Annotated in this window: 9 protein-coding genes; all 9 read right to left on the bottom strand. The window is 55.7% G+C overall.

The genetic code is table 11. The features are described 5' to 3' along the window. Window positions 1-44: 44 nt before the first annotated feature. On the bottom strand, window positions 45-1,982 hold the full coding sequence (locus tag DQG13_RS00955; protein WP_113017485.1) for a golvesin C-terminal-like domain-containing protein: 1,938 nt from the start codon (window positions 1,980-1,982) through the stop codon (window positions 45-47). 55 nt (window positions 1,983-2,037) lie between these two features. Beyond that, a complete protein-coding gene (locus DQG13_RS00950; protein WP_181592494.1) occupies window positions 2,038-4,326 on the bottom strand; it encodes a polysaccharide lyase 8 family protein in 2,289 nt (762 codons plus the stop codon). Between the two features lie 45 nt (window positions 4,327-4,371). Beyond that, the gene (locus tag DQG13_RS00945) at window positions 4,372-6,702 is read right to left on the bottom strand and encodes a helix-turn-helix domain-containing protein (protein WP_113017483.1); all 2,331 of its coding nucleotides are present in this window, start codon (window positions 6,700-6,702) and stop codon (window positions 4,372-4,374) included. 23 nt (window positions 6,703-6,725) lie between these two features. Further along, window positions 6,726-7,616, bottom strand: coding sequence for a carbohydrate ABC transporter permease (locus tag DQG13_RS00940; protein ID WP_113017482.1), 891 nt, complete (start codon window positions 7,614-7,616; stop codon window positions 6,726-6,728). Window positions 7,617-7,663: 47 nt separating this feature from the next. Further along, window positions 7,664-8,569 carry an ABC transporter permease gene (locus DQG13_RS00935; protein ID WP_113017481.1) on the bottom strand — a complete coding sequence of 302 codons (906 nt, stop codon included), beginning with the start codon at window positions 8,567-8,569 and terminating at the stop codon, window positions 7,664-7,666. Between the two features lie 124 nt (window positions 8,570-8,693). Beyond that, window positions 8,694-10,307 (bottom strand): extracellular solute-binding protein, encoded by a 1,614-nt coding sequence (locus DQG13_RS00930; RefSeq protein ID WP_258525400.1) that lies wholly within the window; start codon window positions 10,305-10,307, stop codon window positions 8,694-8,696. Between the two features lie 731 nt (window positions 10,308-11,038). Next, on the bottom strand, window positions 11,039-11,707 hold the full coding sequence (locus DQG13_RS00925; RefSeq protein WP_113017479.1) for a hypothetical protein: 669 nt from the start codon (window positions 11,705-11,707) through the stop codon (window positions 11,039-11,041). Between the two features lie 149 nt (window positions 11,708-11,856). After that, entirely contained in the window at window positions 11,857-16,578 is a 4,722-nt protein-coding gene (locus tag DQG13_RS00920; RefSeq protein ID WP_113017478.1) for a glycoside hydrolase family 9 protein, read from the bottom strand. Between the two features lie 226 nt (window positions 16,579-16,804). After that, window positions 16,805-18,157 (bottom strand): hypothetical protein, encoded by a 1,353-nt coding sequence (locus DQG13_RS00915; RefSeq protein WP_113017477.1) that lies wholly within the window; start codon window positions 18,155-18,157, stop codon window positions 16,805-16,807. Between the last annotated feature and the right edge of the window lie 96 nt (window positions 18,158-18,253).

The raw sequence follows: 18,253 nt of genomic DNA, 5'->3' as shown, positions 1-18,253 counted from the left end.
TCCTTCGCAAATCGTTGAATAACAATCCTTCGCCTGTCCCGCCCTTACAACGGCTCGAACCGCACCGCATCGGCAATGACATAGCCGCTGGTTCCCGCGGTATTGATCTGGACGTAGTTGCCGGTTCCGGCGGAGAAGGAATACTCCCCAATGGGATACCACTTTTTATGATAAGAAGTAATCCGTTGGTTGACCGTTGCCGTATGCGTCTGGCCGTTATGATAGATGGTATAGGGTACGCTGTTGGAGCGGTTGGCCGCGCCGGTAAAGGTAACATAGACCCGGTACGTGCCTGCGGTAGGGATGTTCGGCGTGTACCGGACAGTCTGCCCCGTGCCGTTGTTGACGTAATGATAGTTGCTGCCATAGAACTTGCCCGGATTGCTTGTGCCTGCGCTCCATGTTCCGGTTTTGACAGCCCCGCTGTCGGAATTGTCCACAACAATATCCCCCGGACCCAGGGCATTGCGCAACGCGGCATCTGGAGCCATGGACGGCCAGAACTGGATATCATCCCAATAAACCTGCAATGCGCCTCCCCGGTCCTTGACAAAATTGGTCAGGCTCCTGCTGGTGTACAGCTTAAACGGGTGAAAATGGGTAAGCCCTGCCGGCGCCGGATTCTGCGGATGGTAGGTCCAATTGGTGATATCGAATACCGCCCGCTTTTCCCCCCCTTCGGGGGCAATGGCGAAATAGAACCTTCCTGTGCCCGCATTCCCCTGCTTGTAGTACAGCTCCCCCTCCAACCAGGTTCCGGTGGGAACATTCCAATGGTTCTTCTCCTCCCACAGGGTGGTGAATTCCTCCGTATCCTCGCCTCCGGAGGTAGGAGTGGTTTGGCCGGATACGCGGAATTTGAAGGGCTTCCCTACCCCCAGCTCCTTGGTCAAATTCAGGGAAATCCGAAAAGGATATTGGGCTCCTGTCGTCCAGCTGGGCTGATTCCAGAATTCCGCCAGGGTAAACCAGCCGTTGGGATCGGCGCTTTCCTTCACCAGCTCGATATCCGGATGAAGGTACATCCTGAATTTGTAGAACACCTCTGTCAGATTGGTATTGTTGCGCAGCAAAGCCTGCACCCGGCCTCTGTCCGCTGTCCCGCCGGAGCTGCCCAGCCAATATTGCAGCACCTTGTTGCCGCTGCCTCCAGGGGTGGGATCATTGACAATCCGGGCATATCTGGCGGCGGAATTATCTCCGCCGGAGTGATATTCAAACACCAGCTCACCGAATTTGGAATAGCCGTCCAGATGCGTTGTCCAATTATTGGGAACGCTTACAGAATTGTCTGTACCTGTGATTCGGGTGATGAGTCCTGAATCCGAAGGACTGGCTACACCCGCAGAGCCCGGTTCAAAACCGGAGCGGAAAATAATCGGGCCAAGGGGGTCATTGACGGCTAAGGGACCCGGATTTTCCGGGTCCGGCACGGGAACGGCGAAGCGCACTGCATCCGCCATTACATAGCCGTTGGTTCCGGCGCTGTTGATTCTGACATAGCCGGAGCTGCCCGCTGCAAAGCTGAATGTCCCCAGGGGATACCAGACGCCGCCATTTTTCTTCTGATTGACGGTTTGGGTGGTAATTCCCCCTTGGTGGGAGACCTGAACGGTGACATTATCCGCCCGGTTGGACGACGAGCTGAATACAATATAAACCTCGTAGACGCCGGCTTGGGGAAGGGTCGGGTTGTAGCGGATGGTTTGATTCTGTCCCTGAGCGCCGTTGACAAACTCATAGTTGGCTCCGAAATATTTGCCGGGATTGCTCGTTCCCGTACTCCAGGAGCCGGACCGGGTGACCCCGGAATCCGTATTGTCAATGACAATATCATTGGGGCCCAGAGCATTGCGCAGCTCGGCATCATGGGGAGGGTCGGCCGCCAGCAGCTCCGCCGGAGCCGCCGTAGCCAACAGGACGAAAACAGCCAATAAAAGAACAACATATTTGCCCAAACGCTTCCAAGCATGCTTATACATTCAGATCACTCCCCGAATTTTGTATACGCTAACACTTGCATTTTGGCTTTGTTCTTTATGCGAATATTGCCTTGAAGACTTTCCCTTTGGCCTCACCCACATGAATATCCAGTTTAATGGAAGGACTTAGCTGAATGACGGCAACACCGTGATCTGCCGTGCACACCCTTGAGGCGCTTCTGTTGATTTCAATGCTGATCACATCGGGATTTGACTGAGTCGGGTCGGAAACAGCCACTTCCATCCCCGCGTCCGATTCCCTGGTCATCACCAGGGCCTTCTTGCTGCTTGAGATAAAATTGACCCCGCCCGCCTGAATCCACTTCAGTGTATCCGTCAGAAACACAACCCCCGTCACACCCAGCTTCTTCTCCAGAACGGCTTGCGCGGATGCGGAGTTCTCCAGAATTTCAATATCCGGATTGGCGGCATAGTCTTGTACCTGACAGGCGGTTTTCCCCGGCAGCAGCACATAAGAATAGCTTTCGCCCGCGGGGTTGGCGCCATGATCAAACCACAAGGTCTGGTAGCTCCGGGTTATGTCAGCCTTGGAGCCGCTGGGATGGATAGAGCTCCACTTGCCTGTTCTTGCCTCCCGCAGCCCCTTCACCGTTGCTCCTCCCGGAAAAAAATAGCCGATATCCGCACCGGAAGCGCTGCCGGACAAGTGCGCCCAGACCGTTTTATCCTGAGCCCATTCGGGTGAGCCGGTTTTGTCCACTCCATTGACCAAAAGCCTGCCGCCGCCGCTGTCGTCCAGTCTGCGATTCTCGATGATGGTCTCCACTCTTCTGGCGTCCCCGTCCCAGCCTTCGCCTTCCTGCTCCCGGTTGGTGATGCCGGCTCCCAGGGCAACAATCTCGTCGTCAAACATGAACCAGGATTTTTCCGCACGCAGATTGCTGTTCCAGGCTTGGAAAGACATTGCGGCAGTTCCGTACAGGCCTGCAATCTCCACTCCTCCGCACCATGAGGATAAGCTCCGGTAGTTTTGCCCCGAGCCGTCGGCTCTTGCCATGGTGTCCACAGTAGTGCCGGGCAGGCGGTAGGGATTGACGGTGGGCCAATAATCGCCGCTGTAGTGGCCCAAATCCCCATTGTACAGATAGGTCATCCCGTCCCCCGTATACCAGCCCCGGGTATTATCGCCGTTGATGGATTCATAATTGGCGATCCGGCTGGAGGACATGCTTACGGCATAGCCGAAGCCGGGCCGGAGATGGACGACGCGGTCCATATTGTTAAAGGGTTTGTTTGCAATCAACTCTCCCCGCGGAATCACAGCGGGATCATTCATGATGTCCTTTGCCAGCATGATGGACGGAATCGGACAATCCTCGTAGAAGCTTCTGTATGTATCCGTCTGAATCCAGTATTTCACCATACTCTTGTAAAGAGCCGCAGTGGCGGCAGGCGCCAATGCGGACAGCCGGAGAATGAACTGAATCAGCCTGCTGCCTTTGGCATGATCCTGCGCAGCCGCCCGGCAGATCTCCCGCCCCCGGGTCATATCCATAAGGGCGCCTTTATAGATGAACGGCTCGAAGGCATCATGCACCCAGCGGTACACATTGGCCGCAAGGGGATCTGTCACCGCCCAAGGGGAGCCGCCAAGCAAACCAATCAATGCCGAGACATCGCCCAGAAGGGCGACCCCGTACCCGCCGTTGTAGGAGAGACAGTCATGCTGGATAAAAGAGCCATCCCGGTAGAAGCCATCTCCGGAATTGACGTAACGGAACACCTCACTGAGGGCGTCCCGGGCGGAAGCCAGCAAATCGCCGTTCCCGTTGACCACTCCCCGCAGGGCGGTTACAGTAGCCGCCCACACCCGGTTGGCCCCTGTAAAAGTGCTTATGGGAGCTAAGAATGCCCCCGCCGCCTTCGCGTAATCGGCAATCCGGGGGGAAGGCAGACTCTCATACAGCAAGATCGCAATGTCCAGCAATTTCAGCGGCGCGCCGATTTGCCAGTCCCACCAATTGCCGTATTGCGCCTTATTCTCGTTGTACCGGTTTTGGTACATCCAATCCAAGCCCGTGAGCAGGCTGTTCTGCAATCGGGCATTGTTGTAGAGAGCGGAAGTATAGGTGGAGTATGCCAGCGCCATTTCCCGCAATCGGGTATAGCAGCCGGTAATATGGGCGGAAGCGTCCGCACCGGCAAGATCGCTCCACAGATACTCGCCCGGCGACTTGTCCATGGCCTCCCAAAATGCTTGAGCCCGGGCGGTCAGCTTTGCGACTTGGGCGGAAATATCCGGATCGGAGCCGTTGTATGCCGTCCCGCCGGTAAGCTGCTCCCTCCAGGCCTTGCGGAGCCTGTCGAATTCATATTTCGGCAACCAAACCATCTCCCCTTCTGATAAAATACCGGCGGCACTCTGGCATCATGAATGCCTGTTGCTCTCCCGGTATGCGCTGGGCGTCACCCCTTCGTATTTTTTGAACAGCCGGATAAAGGTGTTGATATTGTACATTCCCACCATATCGCAGATGTCCTTGATCAGAATCTCGTCTTGCAGAAGCAGCGCCTTGGCCTGCTCCACCCTGTATTTGTTGATATATTCCGTCAGATTCTCCCCGGCCTGCTCCTTGAAGTAGCGGGACAGATAAGACGGATGCAGGTCAAAATGCTCGGAGATGGTGGTAATGCTCAGGTCGTGATTCTGATAATTTTCGCCGATGTAGGCCAGCACATTATCCTTCAGCCGGTACTTGCCGCTTTTCTTCCTCTCCTCGGAATGGCTGCATACCTTGCGCAGGAACTGCGTCATCCGCTCCCGCATGGCCTGGGCTGTGCTGCCGTTCACCAGCTCCCGGATCGCTTCCAGATTCTCCACATAAAGCTCGGAGGGATTCAGATTGGCCTCCATGGCCGCCTTCATCATGGTGCTGCACATGTCGAACATCAGACAGCGGATCATATCTACAGAGATATTGCCCTGTCCCAGATTAGAGTTGATAATATCGTCAAGGGTCTGTTTGGCCCCGGCAAAATCACCGGCCGTTACATAATTGATCAGCTGCTGCTCCTTCTCCATGGAATAGGAGTACGAGAGCTCATGCTGCTTGATCTCTTCATACCAGATAATGGTCTGTACCCCCTGCAGCATGCGGTATTCCATGGCCTCCATGGCCTCCTGGTAAGCGGCAGGCAGCTCCGCCACGGACCTGTGCAGCATGCTTACAGAAACGGTGAATTGAATGTGGAAACGGTTGCCGATAAACCGCTGGGCTTCCTCGGCCAGATTGGCCAGGTCCTGCATAGCCTCGGCGGCGGAGACGCCTTCGCGGAAATTCACGATGCAAGCCAGCATATCGTCAATCTCCACCATCCAGCCCTGATGGGATTGCCCGGCCAATTCCTCGATGATATTGGTCATAATCAGTTGGACAAATTCACGCTTCTTCTCTTCGTCCTGCTCATCCTGCCGGAAGAAGCCGCTGTAATCCTCCAGATAGAACAGCATTACCGCCAGGTCCTGGGTGGTCAGCCGGACTCCATGCTCGGGCAGCACTTCATGCAAGGGGAACCCCTGCTCAATCCGCCCTTTCAGAATCCGCACCAGCAGATTGGAGCGGATGGTCTTGCTTTGCTTTTCAATGGTGCGGTGCATGAGGGTATTGTTATCCAGCGCGTCATCGATGACCTTTTCCAGGTAATCGTATTCATTGATTTCTGAAGGGGCCAGCTTCGCCAGCTCAGGCCTGTTGCGCTGCGCCACATTGCGGACCAGCCGCTCCAGCGGATGATAATTTTTGCGTGCGAGGAAAATGGCGATAACAGAGCCCAGAATCAGACTGGTCCCCAAGGTTAAAAGCGTCATATTGCGGACGTATTGGGCCTTCTGGGCATACAGGCGGGAAGGCAAAACATACACGTATTTCCAGCTGCTTTTACTGGATTCCATGTAGCTTAATACCACCTGTTTGCCGTTCCAGCTGTCCGTAACCATGCCGGTTTGGTTCTTGCCCTCCAGCTTGCGGAAGCTGCGGGCTTCATCCGGGAAGGCTTCCGCCGAAGCCAACAGCCGGTTCTCCGCATCCAGGATGTATACGTTGCCCTGATTATAGGATTGGATATTGCGGATGGAGGCCAACAATTGCTCCTGATTGAATTCAATGACAAGCGTGGCCGTGCCCGATACGCCTTTGTCCTGCATCGGAAGAGACTGGGTGTACATAATGCCGTTTTTGTTTTCTCCGCCTAATCCGTCCAGACTGGTAAAGAGTCCGCGGTGCTTCCCCAGCAAGTGGTTTCTCCACTCGTCCAGCTTTACTCCGGAAGAAGCCAAATACAAATCATAGTACAAGCTTGTCGGATAGTATGAGCCCTGCGTCAGTAGGAAATCTCCCTCGCGGAAGTAAATATAAAATTGCTCGACATTCCGCAAGGCCACATAAAATCTGAAGTCAGCCATGGCTTGCACCATCAGCAGCTTCTCCTCCCACCCCAGCTGCTGCTGCCGGCTGATCAGCGAGGCCACTTTGGGATTAAGGGAAATAGTCTCCGCCAAGCGGTAGGTGTCGTCTATATAGCTGTCGATTTCCCGCTGGAGCTGGGACAGCAATGCGGAGTTGGCGCGGTGTATTTCCTCCTCAATCACCCGCTTTGTCTGCACATAAGTAGCTGCCATCATCACAATGGGAATAAGCAGCACAATGGCATACGACTGAAGCCACCGGCTCCGCACCCCTCTCCTTCTCCAACTGAACATGCCTTCACACTCCGTCTCTCGTGTTATTCCTTGATCGAGCCTATCATAACACCTTTGACGAAATATTTCTGCAGGAAGGGATAAACAGCCAGTATGGGCAGCGTCGCCACAATAATTGTAGCATATTTAATGGACTCCCCCACCGCCTCCACATCTCCGGCGGAAGCGTCCCCGGACATATAGTTGGTGCTGTTCTGAATCAGAATCTCCCGGAGAATCAGCTGCAGCGGAAACAAGCTCCTGTCCCGCAGATAGATCATGGCGCCAAACCAGGAATTCCAGTGGCCCACCCCATAGAAGAGGATCATCACCGCCATAACCGGCAGGGACAAGGGCACGACAATCCGGAACAAAATGGTAACGTCATTGGCTCCGTCCAGCCAGGCGGATTCAATCAGACTGTCGGGCACCGAGCCGAAGGAGGTCCGCAGAATAATCAGGTTCCAGGTGGAAATCATGCCGGGAATAATAACCGCCAGCAGGGTGTTGCCCAGATGAAGCCAGTTGTTAACCAGAAGATACATGGGAATCAACCCGCCGGAAAAAAACATGGTGAAGGTAATTCCAAGCATCAGATACCGGGTCCAGGATATGCCCTTGCGGGACAGCACATAAGCGCCCAAGCAGGTCATAAACAGATTCAGCACCGTTCCCGCCACGACGATAAACAGGGTATTGACGTAGCCCCCGATAATATTGGGGTTTCTAAACACCATCACATAAGCCTCCAGGGTCAGCCCCTTGGGAGCAAGCAACACCCCCGTGTGGGATACCAGCTGCCGGGAATCGCTGATGGATGACAGAATCACGTATACGAAGGGATACAATGTCACCACAATCATAAACAGCATAAAGATCGTGTTTGCGATCTGAAAGGCAATCTCTCCGGGACTTTTCCGAATTGCCGTAACCATTCCTTGTCCTCCTAAGCATTTTCTGTATACATTCAAAAAGAGCGGGCTTACCAGAGGCTGTTTTCGCTCATGGACTTGCTGAAGCGGTTGGCGGCAAGAAGCAGGATAAAATTGATCACCGATTGAAACAGCCCCACCGCCGTGGTATAGCTGAATTCATTGGATTCTCCCAGGCCCTTCCGGTACACGAAGGTGCTGATGACATCCGCGGTGGAGTAGGTATTGGGATTGTACAGCAGAATGATCTTGTCGAAGCCCACATCCAGCATATGGCCGATTTTGAGAATAAATAAGATGACGATAATGGGAATGATGCCGGGCAGGGTAATATGCAGCGTCTGCTTCCAGCGGTTGGCCCCGTCCATACGGGAGGCTTCGTACAGCTCCGGGTTGATGCCGGTAATGGCGGCCAAATAGATAATGGACCCCCAACCGACCCCCTGCCAGATATCCGACAGGATATAGATGGTGCGGAAATATTCCGGATGCCCCAGCAGGGCCGTGCGTTGAAAGCCGAACCATACCAGGATATCCGTAATCAGGCCATCCCGGGCGACAAATTGGGTAATCATGCCGCAGATGACGATCATGGAAATAAAATGGGGCAGATACGTGATGGTTTGCACCGTCCGCTTAAAGATTCTGCCGCCGATTTCATTGATCAAGAGGGCAAAAATAATCGGCGCCGGAAATGAAAGCAGCAGCATATACACATTGAGCAGCAGGGTGTTTTTCAGCAGCCGTCCAAAGTAATAGCTGTTGAAGAAGTTAAGGAAGTGGTCAAAGCCCACCCACGGGCTGCCCAGAAACCCCTGGGCGATGCGGTAGTTCTTAAAGGCGATAACAGCGCCGTACATGGGAATATAATGAAAGATAAGGTAATACAAAACCACAGGCAAGATCATAAGGTACAAATATTTATGCCGGTGATAGTTGCGCATAAGACTTTTCATTGCTGTCCTCCTGTAAGCTTTCGTCATATTGCCCCCTGCAGGCGGCGATATGGAAACCCGTCTGCAATCTGCGGAGGGAAAGGGCGCTGCAGATGCAACGCCTCCCCGTTGAACAAGCCGTGTTTTAGCGCTTATTATACCGCTCCAGTGCGGCCTGCTTGATGCTGATGGCACGCTCGACCTTCATATTTTTCAATTGCTGGATATATTTATCGAAATTATTCAGGGACTCGCCACCCATAATAAACTTCAGGAACATTTCCTGCCGGTAGGTGTTGATTTCCGCCATGATGGAGGACAGCTCCTGCCCTTCGTCCGGTGTTTCCGTAATGCGTCCCAGGCGGGTTTCGGCCAGATTGTCAAAATATTTGTTGTAAATCACTACCGCGTCCTTCTGTTGCTGGAAGCTGTAATATTGCTCCGTATAGCGGTCATCCCCGACAAAGCCGGGAGCGGGGGCGGCTACGCGCAGGTACTTGGCCATGGCATCCCCGATGGACAGCTTCTCCGGATTGTTCACAATCAGGTCGGTATATTTGGGGTAGCCATTTTCCATTTTGTAGGTCGTGCCCTCAACCCCGAAGGACTTCAGCAGATTGCCTTCATCGGAGTACAGGTAGTCCAGCCATTTCACCGTCTCCACCGGATGTTTGTTGGCGGGAGTAATCGCCGCGCTGCCGTCTCCGCGGTATTGGGTAGCCGCAGTGAAGAATCTCGGCTCCTCTCCCTTTTTCAGAACAGGGTGCTGGGTGGCCGCCAGGTCATAGCTCTTGCCCTTCATGCTGTCCAGATATACGCCCATGGATGATCCGATAAAACCCGGGAAAGCGCCTGCGCTGCCGTTGGTGGCCTTGGCATTCTTCGATTTGGCATCCTGGGTGGCAAAATCGGGGTCCAGCAGCCCTTCCTTGTACCAGCTGTGCAAGAGCGCCAGATAATCCTTGTAGGCCGGCTCATACGGACCGTATTTAACTTTTCCGTTCTCCTGATAGAAGCCGGCGCCGATTCCGTAAGCTCCATTAAACCGGTCGCTGTTAAACTCGGTAAGGGCAAAGGTAAGGGGAGTTGCGGCGCCCTTCTTTTCCTTAAATTGCCGCAGCACGTTGGTCCATTCGTCAATGGTTTCGGGAACGGCCAGGCCCAGTTCGTCCAGCCAGTCCTTGCGGATCATCAAGCCGCTGGTCACATCCGTATTGCCCACTCCCAGCGCCGGGAACACATACATATTCCCCTCATCGGTGGTCAGCTCTTTTTTGAGGTCGGGATTTTGCTCCAGATATTTCTTCAGGTTGGGCGCATGTTTGTCAATCAGATCATTCAAGGGAATAATCACCTTGTCGGAAATAGCCTTTTCGGGACCGCCTGAATAGGTGGTAAAATTGTACTCAATCACGTCCGGCAGCTTGCCTGAAGCAATCAGCAGATTAAACTGCTCCTTCTCTGTGCCGACGGCGGGATGCTGAAAGCTTACCTTCACACCGGTGCGTTTCTCCAATTCCTGATAAAACAGGGATTCGTTGTAATCCTTCAAGGAACGAGCCGTGTTGGGCTGCAGGCCAACCCAGTAGGACAGGGAAATCGGTTCAGCCGGTTTGGAGGAAGCGGGAGCGCTTCCATCCGGCGAAGCGGAAGGCGCGGCCGCCTTATCATCCGACCCGCATCCTGCCAGAAGTCCGGCTGACACTGCCACAGCCGCCGAGGCGCTAATCCATTTTTTGTACCTGTTGTGCAACTTCAATTCAATGACCTCCCTATAATGATGATTGCTCTAGGCATATTGAATGCTTTGGACCCATCGACCTGTTGCGGACCTGCCTGCCGGAGCGGGCAGTCTGTTGCAGAGCCGGCGACGCGCCGCCTGGCTGCGCTCTTTTTTCGCTGCGTGCCGGTCATCCGGGTCGCCTTCAGTATAGGGTCGATCTGCACGGGATGACAATCTATATCTCGTGACCGCGCTCACGATACAAGGAGATGTCAACAGATGAAGAGCCGCAGCAACAGATGTAGATTGCCCAAAACAATCCCCCAAGCCATACATCTGCCCGGTCAGTGCTCCCCTCACGTCATCTGCCCGATCACTGCTCCCGTCACGCTCACCTGCCCAGTTACTGTTACCGTCCCGTACACCACTGCGCCCGTGCTGCCGGCTAACGCCGCTGTTCCCGCGGGGCTTCAGCGGTATGGTACTCCACATAATCCCCCGCTGCATTGGCGGCTATCTATTTCTAGGGCATGTATGCAAACCCGCTCCCCTCGGAGTTTGCACACACACTCTGCTGCTTAATGTAAAAGTGCAGTTCATCTGCCCAGTTTCCGCCGTTCCCCATACGCATAATGCAAAAGTGCATCTATCTTCCGCCGAAACCTCGTTTCTCTCCCAATTAGGGGAAAATAACTGTACTTTTGCATTATGGGCGGCAAAAAAGCGGAATACATTAAAAAATAACTGCACTTTTGCATTATGCCCTTTCATAAATAGCTTACAGCTCGCGGTTGGAGCTGATAACAGACCACCCGCTTCCCCTCCGGCGCCCCTTCCGGCATCAACAGTCCCTTTTGGCACAGCAGCTTTAACGTCCGCACAACCGTCCGGTGGTTGAGGCCCAACTGGGCCTTAGCGTCCGCAGGCCGCACCCTGCCGCCAAGGCTGCATGCCAAACGGACGATCTCCCGCTCCCTGACCGTTAAGCCTCCGCCATTGCCTTCCTTCGGAAGAAATCGGCTCAATACCATTCGCAGCAGAGTAACGCACTGCTCCGGATGCTGCCTGACATCGTCGTAGGCCATGGAAATCACCTGGAACCCCAGCGCTGTCAGAAATGTCTCCCGGTTCAGCTCGTTGCAGTACTTTTGCCTGTCCATGTCCCGCACATGGGGACCGAAGCCTTTGATCTCGATAGCCAGCTTCAGGAATGGCGTCAGCCAGACAAAATCACAGAAGTAGCTCATTCCGCGCCAGTCCGTAACCTCATATTCCGGATGCAATCCGTCAAAACTCCCCTGCAGCGGCCACCAGACATTGCGGCAAAACAGCGCCTCCGCCTCCCTGTGTCCCCGCTCCAAACGCCCCCGCCGCTCTCCGCTCCGCTTTTCCAAATGGTCCCGGATAAATGCCCTGTAAGCTTCTTCCCCATTCATGCCATCCACTCCCTTTCGAGTAAAGTGCAAAAAGAACGCCCCAAGCCAAATAACCTTGACTTTGGGCGTTCTTCGCCATACACAATATTATAGAGCGTTTCGACTCAGCATGCCATAGTAAAAATCTGCGCTTGCTTGCACCTGCCGCCTCACTTCGGCGTCAGCCGCACATAGTCCAGCACCAGCCGATAGCCTTTGCTGGAGCTATTCTTGCCCGTGCAGGTGAAACGCAGCACCAGCTCTCCTCCCGCCGGGAAGACCATGTCTCCCAGGTCCAGTTCCTGGTATACCGCACCCGTGGGCAAGTCATACAGGTCCATGGGTGCTCCTTGGTTCACGCCATTCACGGACAGCTGGTAAATGCCCCGGTCATTGCTCTTCATTACCCTTACCTTCACATTGTACAGCTTGCCGCCTGCGGCAAGAGCCGCTGCTGCTGCCGTTGCCGGGTCCAGACCGTACACGGCGCCGCTGACGGTGAGGCCGCTGCCGTCTCCACCGTCCTCCAGCGGAAGCTCCGCATTTAAACCGGCTGTCGCAGCCGGATCATACCAGCTGCCGTCCGCCGCGGGTACGCCGCTGTACACCTGCCCGGTCACTGTTCCCGTCCCGTACACCGCAGCGCTCAGGCCGCCGGATAGCGCCGCTGTTCCCGCGGGGCTCCAGCGGTACTCCACAAAATCTCCCACTGCGTTGGCAGCCAGGTTAGTGCCCTTGCCGCCGCTTAGCTTATTGTCCGTCCGCAGCGTATGGGAATCCCCGGCCGACACAGCGGCCACAGTCAGATTCTCCGTTTCCAGGAGAATTGGTCCCGGCGGCAGCGGCGCGGTGACCACAGGGCCGGTCACCACAGGCGTTGTCACCACGCCGGTGGTATTGTCGGTGGTGCGGAAATAATACGAGTGGGTGCCCAGCCCCAGCCGGGTGCTGTACGTATACTGCTTGCCGTCGGTATACACCGTATCCGCCGTGTTCAGCTCCGCCATATCCCGGATAACGCCGTCGATCACCACCTGCACCCGGAAGGGTTTTTGGTTATCCGCATCCCGGTAATTGGCGCTGAAGGTAAACAGCGTATCCGTATTCCCTTCCGCCTGGTTCACGCCGGTGCCGCTTAATACCGGCGCAGTGCCGGAGGGCTGGTTGGAGGCGTAGATTTCATCCACCCACAGCTCCCCGGGGACTCCTGTGGTTTCCTTCAGCCACAGCTCCAGATGGACGGCCTTTTTATCCAGAGTGCCGGAGGCGTCCAGATCAAAATTAAATGTGGTCCATTCCGTGGGAACCTCGATATAGCCGCCGGAGCCGGTAATCTTCACCCGCATGCCGGCATAACCCGGATTCTTCATCACAACCGTGAGGTAACGGTAGCCGGAGAGATCCACCTTATCCTTCCACGGCTCAAACTTGGCCTGGGATTTGGTGGAGTTGGAGTTGTGGGTGAATCTGCCGATGCTCCGTCCGTCCTCGGTGCCGTCTGCATACACACCCGAACCGCCGTCCTGGTTGTACCAGTTCACCCAGTCCAGCCCGCCGCCTCCCCAGGTGCCCTCGCCGCTGAAATTATCGTACAAGAGCGGATGTCCCGGATCGGGCAAGGGCGGCGCAACGGTAAAGTGGGCAGCACTGAAGGTGGAACGGCCGTCTGCGGCTGTCCCCCGCACATAAGCCCGCTTGTTGGTGTAGGGGGCCAGCGCGGAGGTGTCATACTGGGCGGTGTACACGCCGCCGGAGCCTGTCATAGGCGTATATGTCCCGTCCACCCGGTAATCCATGGCGCTTACTGCCGACTGCGGCTCGGCAAACACCGTCACCATGCCGGTGACATAATCCCCGATAACCGGCGTAGTCACCGGAAGCTCCGGCAAAGCCTGGCCGCCGGTAGAGGCAGACGATGAGCCGCTCAATGCCATTACTGAATACAGCAGTCCGGCCTGAATACTGATGCTGAACTCGTTGTACCGCCACTGGTTCAGGTCATCCTCCAAAAAAGGACGGTCCTCGTACCAGGGGCTGACGCTGGCCTTGTTCTTGGTATCCTTCATGTTGGGCCCGGCCACCATAGCTCCCGGAAGCACCACGCCCCGGTTGGTGGAGCTGCGGGATTCCTCGTCCAGGCGGGTATGCACATACCGCACATGATCCGTGCCGACGCCGGACACCCAGCTTTTGTTCCAGGGATTATTGCCGAAAATCCAGTACAGCCCCTTCATGGCCGCCTGCATCACCGCAGGATCGGGGAACAGCTCATTGTAGCGGATGGCATCACCAATGTAGGAGCCCAGAGGTTCATTGACGCCGAAATTGCCGAACTCGTCCAACACACCGTAAGGCGTATCATCCAGGGAGGTCATGAAATATTCCATTTGCTTGTCGAGAATGCTCTTGATATGAGCCTTCACCGCCGTATCCGCCACCGGATAGAATTCCGCTAGAGTCATGGGCCGCATATCCCAATAGTTGGTGGAGCGCAGGTCTCCCGGCGCAATGGCGCTGATCCGCGGCAAAGCGGCATTCTTGTACTCCGCGGCTCCGGTGAGCAGATACAGTTCTACCTCGGCCCACAGGAGGGTATTGGGAATGCCTCCCGTAGTCACGTAGCTCCCCGGATCAGCCCCTACCCAGTTCAGGGCGAATTGGTAAAAGGGCACGGCAGCGGCGGATATAGTATTGGAAAAGGCCTGCAGCCCAGCTGCCTTGGCCGGGGCAATCCGGCCGTTGGCGATGGCATCGTTAATGGCCCGGGCCGTTGCCGCCAGGGCGCCCGCCGCCTTGCCGGAGCCGCCGACACACAGCTCCCGGAGAGTGGGATCATCCGCGGTGCCGACGATATTGTCCGTGGCCTTCTCCGGATGCTTGAAGTCCGTATAGTTCTTGATGTTGTAGATGGCGCCGTCCATCTGATCGGCGAACTTCATCAGGTACTCGCTGCCGAAGATGGCCTCGTCCAGCAAATCCGGGATGCCGTTGGCATCATTGTCATAATTCACTTCAGGCGAATCCGCATGTCTGAGATACGCCAGGGCGATTTCTCCCGTGACCCACTGGTTGCCGCCGTATTTGCCGTAGTCCCCGGCATCAAACCAGCCCCCGGTCAGATCATAATGGGTACCGTCGGCAGCCACGGCGTCATCCAGGAAGGAATCGGGATGGAATACCTTGGCGGAGGGAGCAATATCGCTATAGCCCGCCGGATAGCTCACCGTGGTGTCGGTGGAGCGCTGCAGCCGGTAGAAAGCGGTCATTTCATCCTTGTAGCTGTTCCACAGATTGGCCCGGACGGGGAAACTGTAGGAGGTTTTGCCGTTGGTGGCAATAGTGAAGTTCTCTCCGGTCTGGGTAAAGGAGGAGAAATCCAGGGAATAGGCATGTTTGCCCCAGATCACGCCCTCATCCTTCAAGGTGCCGGACCAGACAGCGGCGGAGCCGTTTTTGATCTGCACGCTTAGATCGGTTAGCGCATCCACGGCCGTTACAGTTGCCAGCTTGAAGTCGGCCGCCCCGTAACCCGCCTGGGAAACATTGATGCTGTCCACCAGGTTCCCGGTATAAAGAACCGCCTTCACCTGGTCCACCGCCACCGCAACGCCGGAGGAAGCGGCTTCCTTTTCCCCCGTAACCCGGATGGTTAAGGTATGGGCTCCATTCAACAGCTCGGGGCTGGTGTACAAGAGGGCGTGCTCCTGCCGGGAAGCGGCGTAGGTTGACACGGTCAGCTCCTCGCCTCCGTCAATGGAGACGGCGGCAATGCCGTAGCCGGAAGCCTTGGCCCCATAGAGCTGGACCTTGGTGCCAATGAAGCGGAAGGTGGCCGTGTCTCCGGCAGCCGCCGATTCATGCTGGTCTCCGTCGTAGCTGCCTGCGGGAGCGGCGCCATATTGCCAGCCTGTCCCTTCATACTGGAATTGGGCAGTCCCTGTTCCTGTTATACTGTCGTTTACGTCCGCCGTCTGCCACACGCTGGCTACTGTAATGGGCTGGCCTGTCCATACAGCCGGATCATTATGGGCATCGGTGGCCCGGATAACATAGGTATGAGTTCCGGCGGGAAGCTTCGTGGACAGAATATAGTCCTTGCCGTCGGCATACTGGAAGTCCCCGCGCTCCACTTCGTCCATGGCATACACAGTGGCATCATCCAGCACCAGCTGCACCGCAAAAGGGGCGTCGTTATCCGGGTCCGTGTAGGTGGCCCGGAAGGTGAACCGGGTATTTTCATCCCCGGCAGTCTGGTCCACTCCCGTATTGCTGAGTATGGCGGGCTGGCCTTCGGCAGGAGAGGTGCCCTTGATCTCGTCAATCAGGATTTCCCCGTATTGGCCTCCCGTCTGACGGAGCCAAATGGAGAAGTGAATGCTCTTGCGGTTCAGCACCGGAAACTGGTCCAGGTCAAAGTTGAAGGTGGTCCAATCCTGGGGCACGGTGATCCAATCTCCCGACAGATTGTAGTTGTTGGTGCCGTCGGAGATGCCGATGCGGATACGGGCTCCGTCATAGCCGGGATTTTTCATGACAAAGGTTATGTAGCGGTAGCCATAGAAGTTGCCGTTGTCATGCTGGGGCTCGAACTTGGCCCATGAGGAGGGCGAATCCGGGGTTTGGGTAAATTTCCCCACAGCTCTGCCGTCCACCGCAACCTTGGAATAGGTTCCCGTTCCGCCGGCCTGGTTGTACCAGTTGGCCCAATTCTGCTTGAAGGTGCCGCCATTGGAAAAATCGTCATACACCATAGGGGTGGACGGGCCCGGCAGCGGAGCCACAGCCCCCATAGCCATCAGCGGAGCGGACAAAAGCAGGACCAGCGCCAGTAAAAACGGTACAGCCCTTCTTCCCATCCGGCTTCTGCTCCGTGGCAGAAGAAATGCAAACATGTCATCTTCCTCCTTTGTAATCGATTACATATTTATATGAAAATCAGGGCACACTCTCCTTAGAGACTGCGACGAAATAAGTCCCGCTAATTTGCCGCCAAAACTCCTAAAACCGTGGAGATTTTGTCGCCAAAAGCGGATACTAATTTCCTCACAGCTCCTTAGTCCGGATGTGCGCCCTGATGTGTACCTGATGTATGCCTTGCTGCTTATCTGCTGCAAACTGCTACTGCCTTGCTTTAAACTCCAGCTCAATGGCAACAGGCTCGCCTGTCAGATTGAACCGGAGAAACGCCAGTTCATTTTTAATAATCTTCACCTGCGCTCCGTCCAGCGAACAGGAGGCCAGCTCGAACCCGGACAGGTCATCCCAATAGACCAGGCCGAAGGGAATGGCTTTCCACGGGCCGATTTCATAGGTAAACCGGATGGCCGTTTCTGTACGCTCATAGTCCCGGACGAAAACCGGCGGAACCTCCTCCGCATACTCCCTGGCGTTATCCGCGCTGCCGGTGTAATTGCGCAGCAGGCGCGGCCTGCATTCCCCTTTGACAAACACCATCTGGGCGTCCTTGTCGTAGGTGAGGAAGGCGTCGGGCCAGGGGCCCAGCCCCACTCCGCCCAGGGTCAGGGTATATTCGTTAATGGCCGGGCGAATTGGCTTGTCGCGGGTGAGCATATAGACCGGAGCTGTTTCCTCGTTCTCCTCGCCGTACTGGGCCAGCGCCTGGGGCAGAGTGGTCAGCGTAATGCCGAAGCCGGTAATATATTGGAAGAACCGATCCAGCATCCCCTCGCAGGCTTCCACATGGGAAGCGGGAAAAACCTGAAACTGCGGGGTGAACTCCATCTCATGGGCCTCCTGATGCTGCAGGAAGTACACCCGTTCGTTATGGTCGGTGTTGTCCAGATATTCCTGGAAAACCAGCTTCCAGTATTCGATATCCTCCCCCGAGCATAACCCGGCCCGCAGTACGTCATTGGGGTCGGTGGAGTACAGCACGGGACTGCCGGTGCTCCAGGTCTGGTGCAAATCCCGGGCCGTCCATTCGCAGGCGACCACCTTGCCCTTGCCCGGATGGGGAGCCGTATACCGGGAGGGGTCCACATACCAGGAGCCCCAGGGAATGCCCTTGTGGGTAATGCCGTCCCACCAGACCTGCTCCCAGCAATAGCCCCACATGCCCCGGAAATCCAGCTCCTCCAGCACTTCGATTGCCTCGTTATAGATTTTCCCCCGCCCGGCAATTTTGATCTCTGCCCAGGGGAAATGCTCCTTCAGCAGCTGCCAGTCCTGCTCCAGCTTTTCCTTTAACACAACCTTTGACCCGCCTGCCTCCTCCTCGAAAAAGGGGCATTGCAGAATCACATCATCGCCATAGGCCTCATGCCACTCCCTGATCCGGTCCGCCAACACGGGGATTGAACCCCGGTTGACGATCCAGGTGACGGGTATGCCGTAACGGTGGGCCAAGGCTGCAGTTCTCTCTACGCCTTCAACAGCCGTTCCTTTTCCCCAGGGGGTGTCATAATGGGAGGCATAGCTGACGAAGGTGTAAATGAGACGCTCGGGTTTCAACGTTTACCGCCTCCTGAGGGCTATCCGAAGGATAGCCGGCTTCGTAAGCCTAAACTTTGGACCTTCCGTAAGGAAAGCCAGCATCATAGCACATGC

Origin of the sequence: Paenibacillus sp. YN15 (assembly GCF_003285005.1) — a bacterium.
GTDB lineage: Bacteria > Bacillota > Bacilli > Paenibacillales > NBRC-103111 > Paenibacillus_AR.
This window is presented reverse-complemented; position numbering and strand designations above follow the sequence as displayed.

Bases quoted from the DNA above. Each gene is read 5' to 3' on its own strand.
- DQG13_RS00955 (WP_113017485.1), bottom strand. From the start codon at position 1,982: ATGTATAAGCATGCTTGGAAGCGTTTGGGCAAATATGTTGTTCTTTTA.
- DQG13_RS00945 (WP_113017483.1), bottom strand. From the start codon at position 6,702: ATGTTCAGTTGGAGAAGGAGAGGGGTGCGGAGCCGGTGGCTTCAGTCG.
- DQG13_RS00940 (WP_113017482.1), bottom strand. From the start codon at position 7,616: ATGGTTACGGCAATTCGGAAAAGTCCCGGAGAGATTGCCTTTCAGATC.
- DQG13_RS00935 (WP_113017481.1), bottom strand. From the start codon at position 8,569: ATGAAAAGTCTTATGCGCAACTATCACCGGCATAAATATTTGTACCTT.
- DQG13_RS00925 (WP_113017479.1), bottom strand. From the start codon at position 11,707: ATGAATGGGGAAGAAGCTTACAGGGCATTTATCCGGGACCATTTGGAA.
- DQG13_RS00920 (WP_113017478.1), bottom strand. From the start codon at position 16,578: ATGTTTGCATTTCTTCTGCCACGGAGCAGAAGCCGGATGGGAAGAAGG.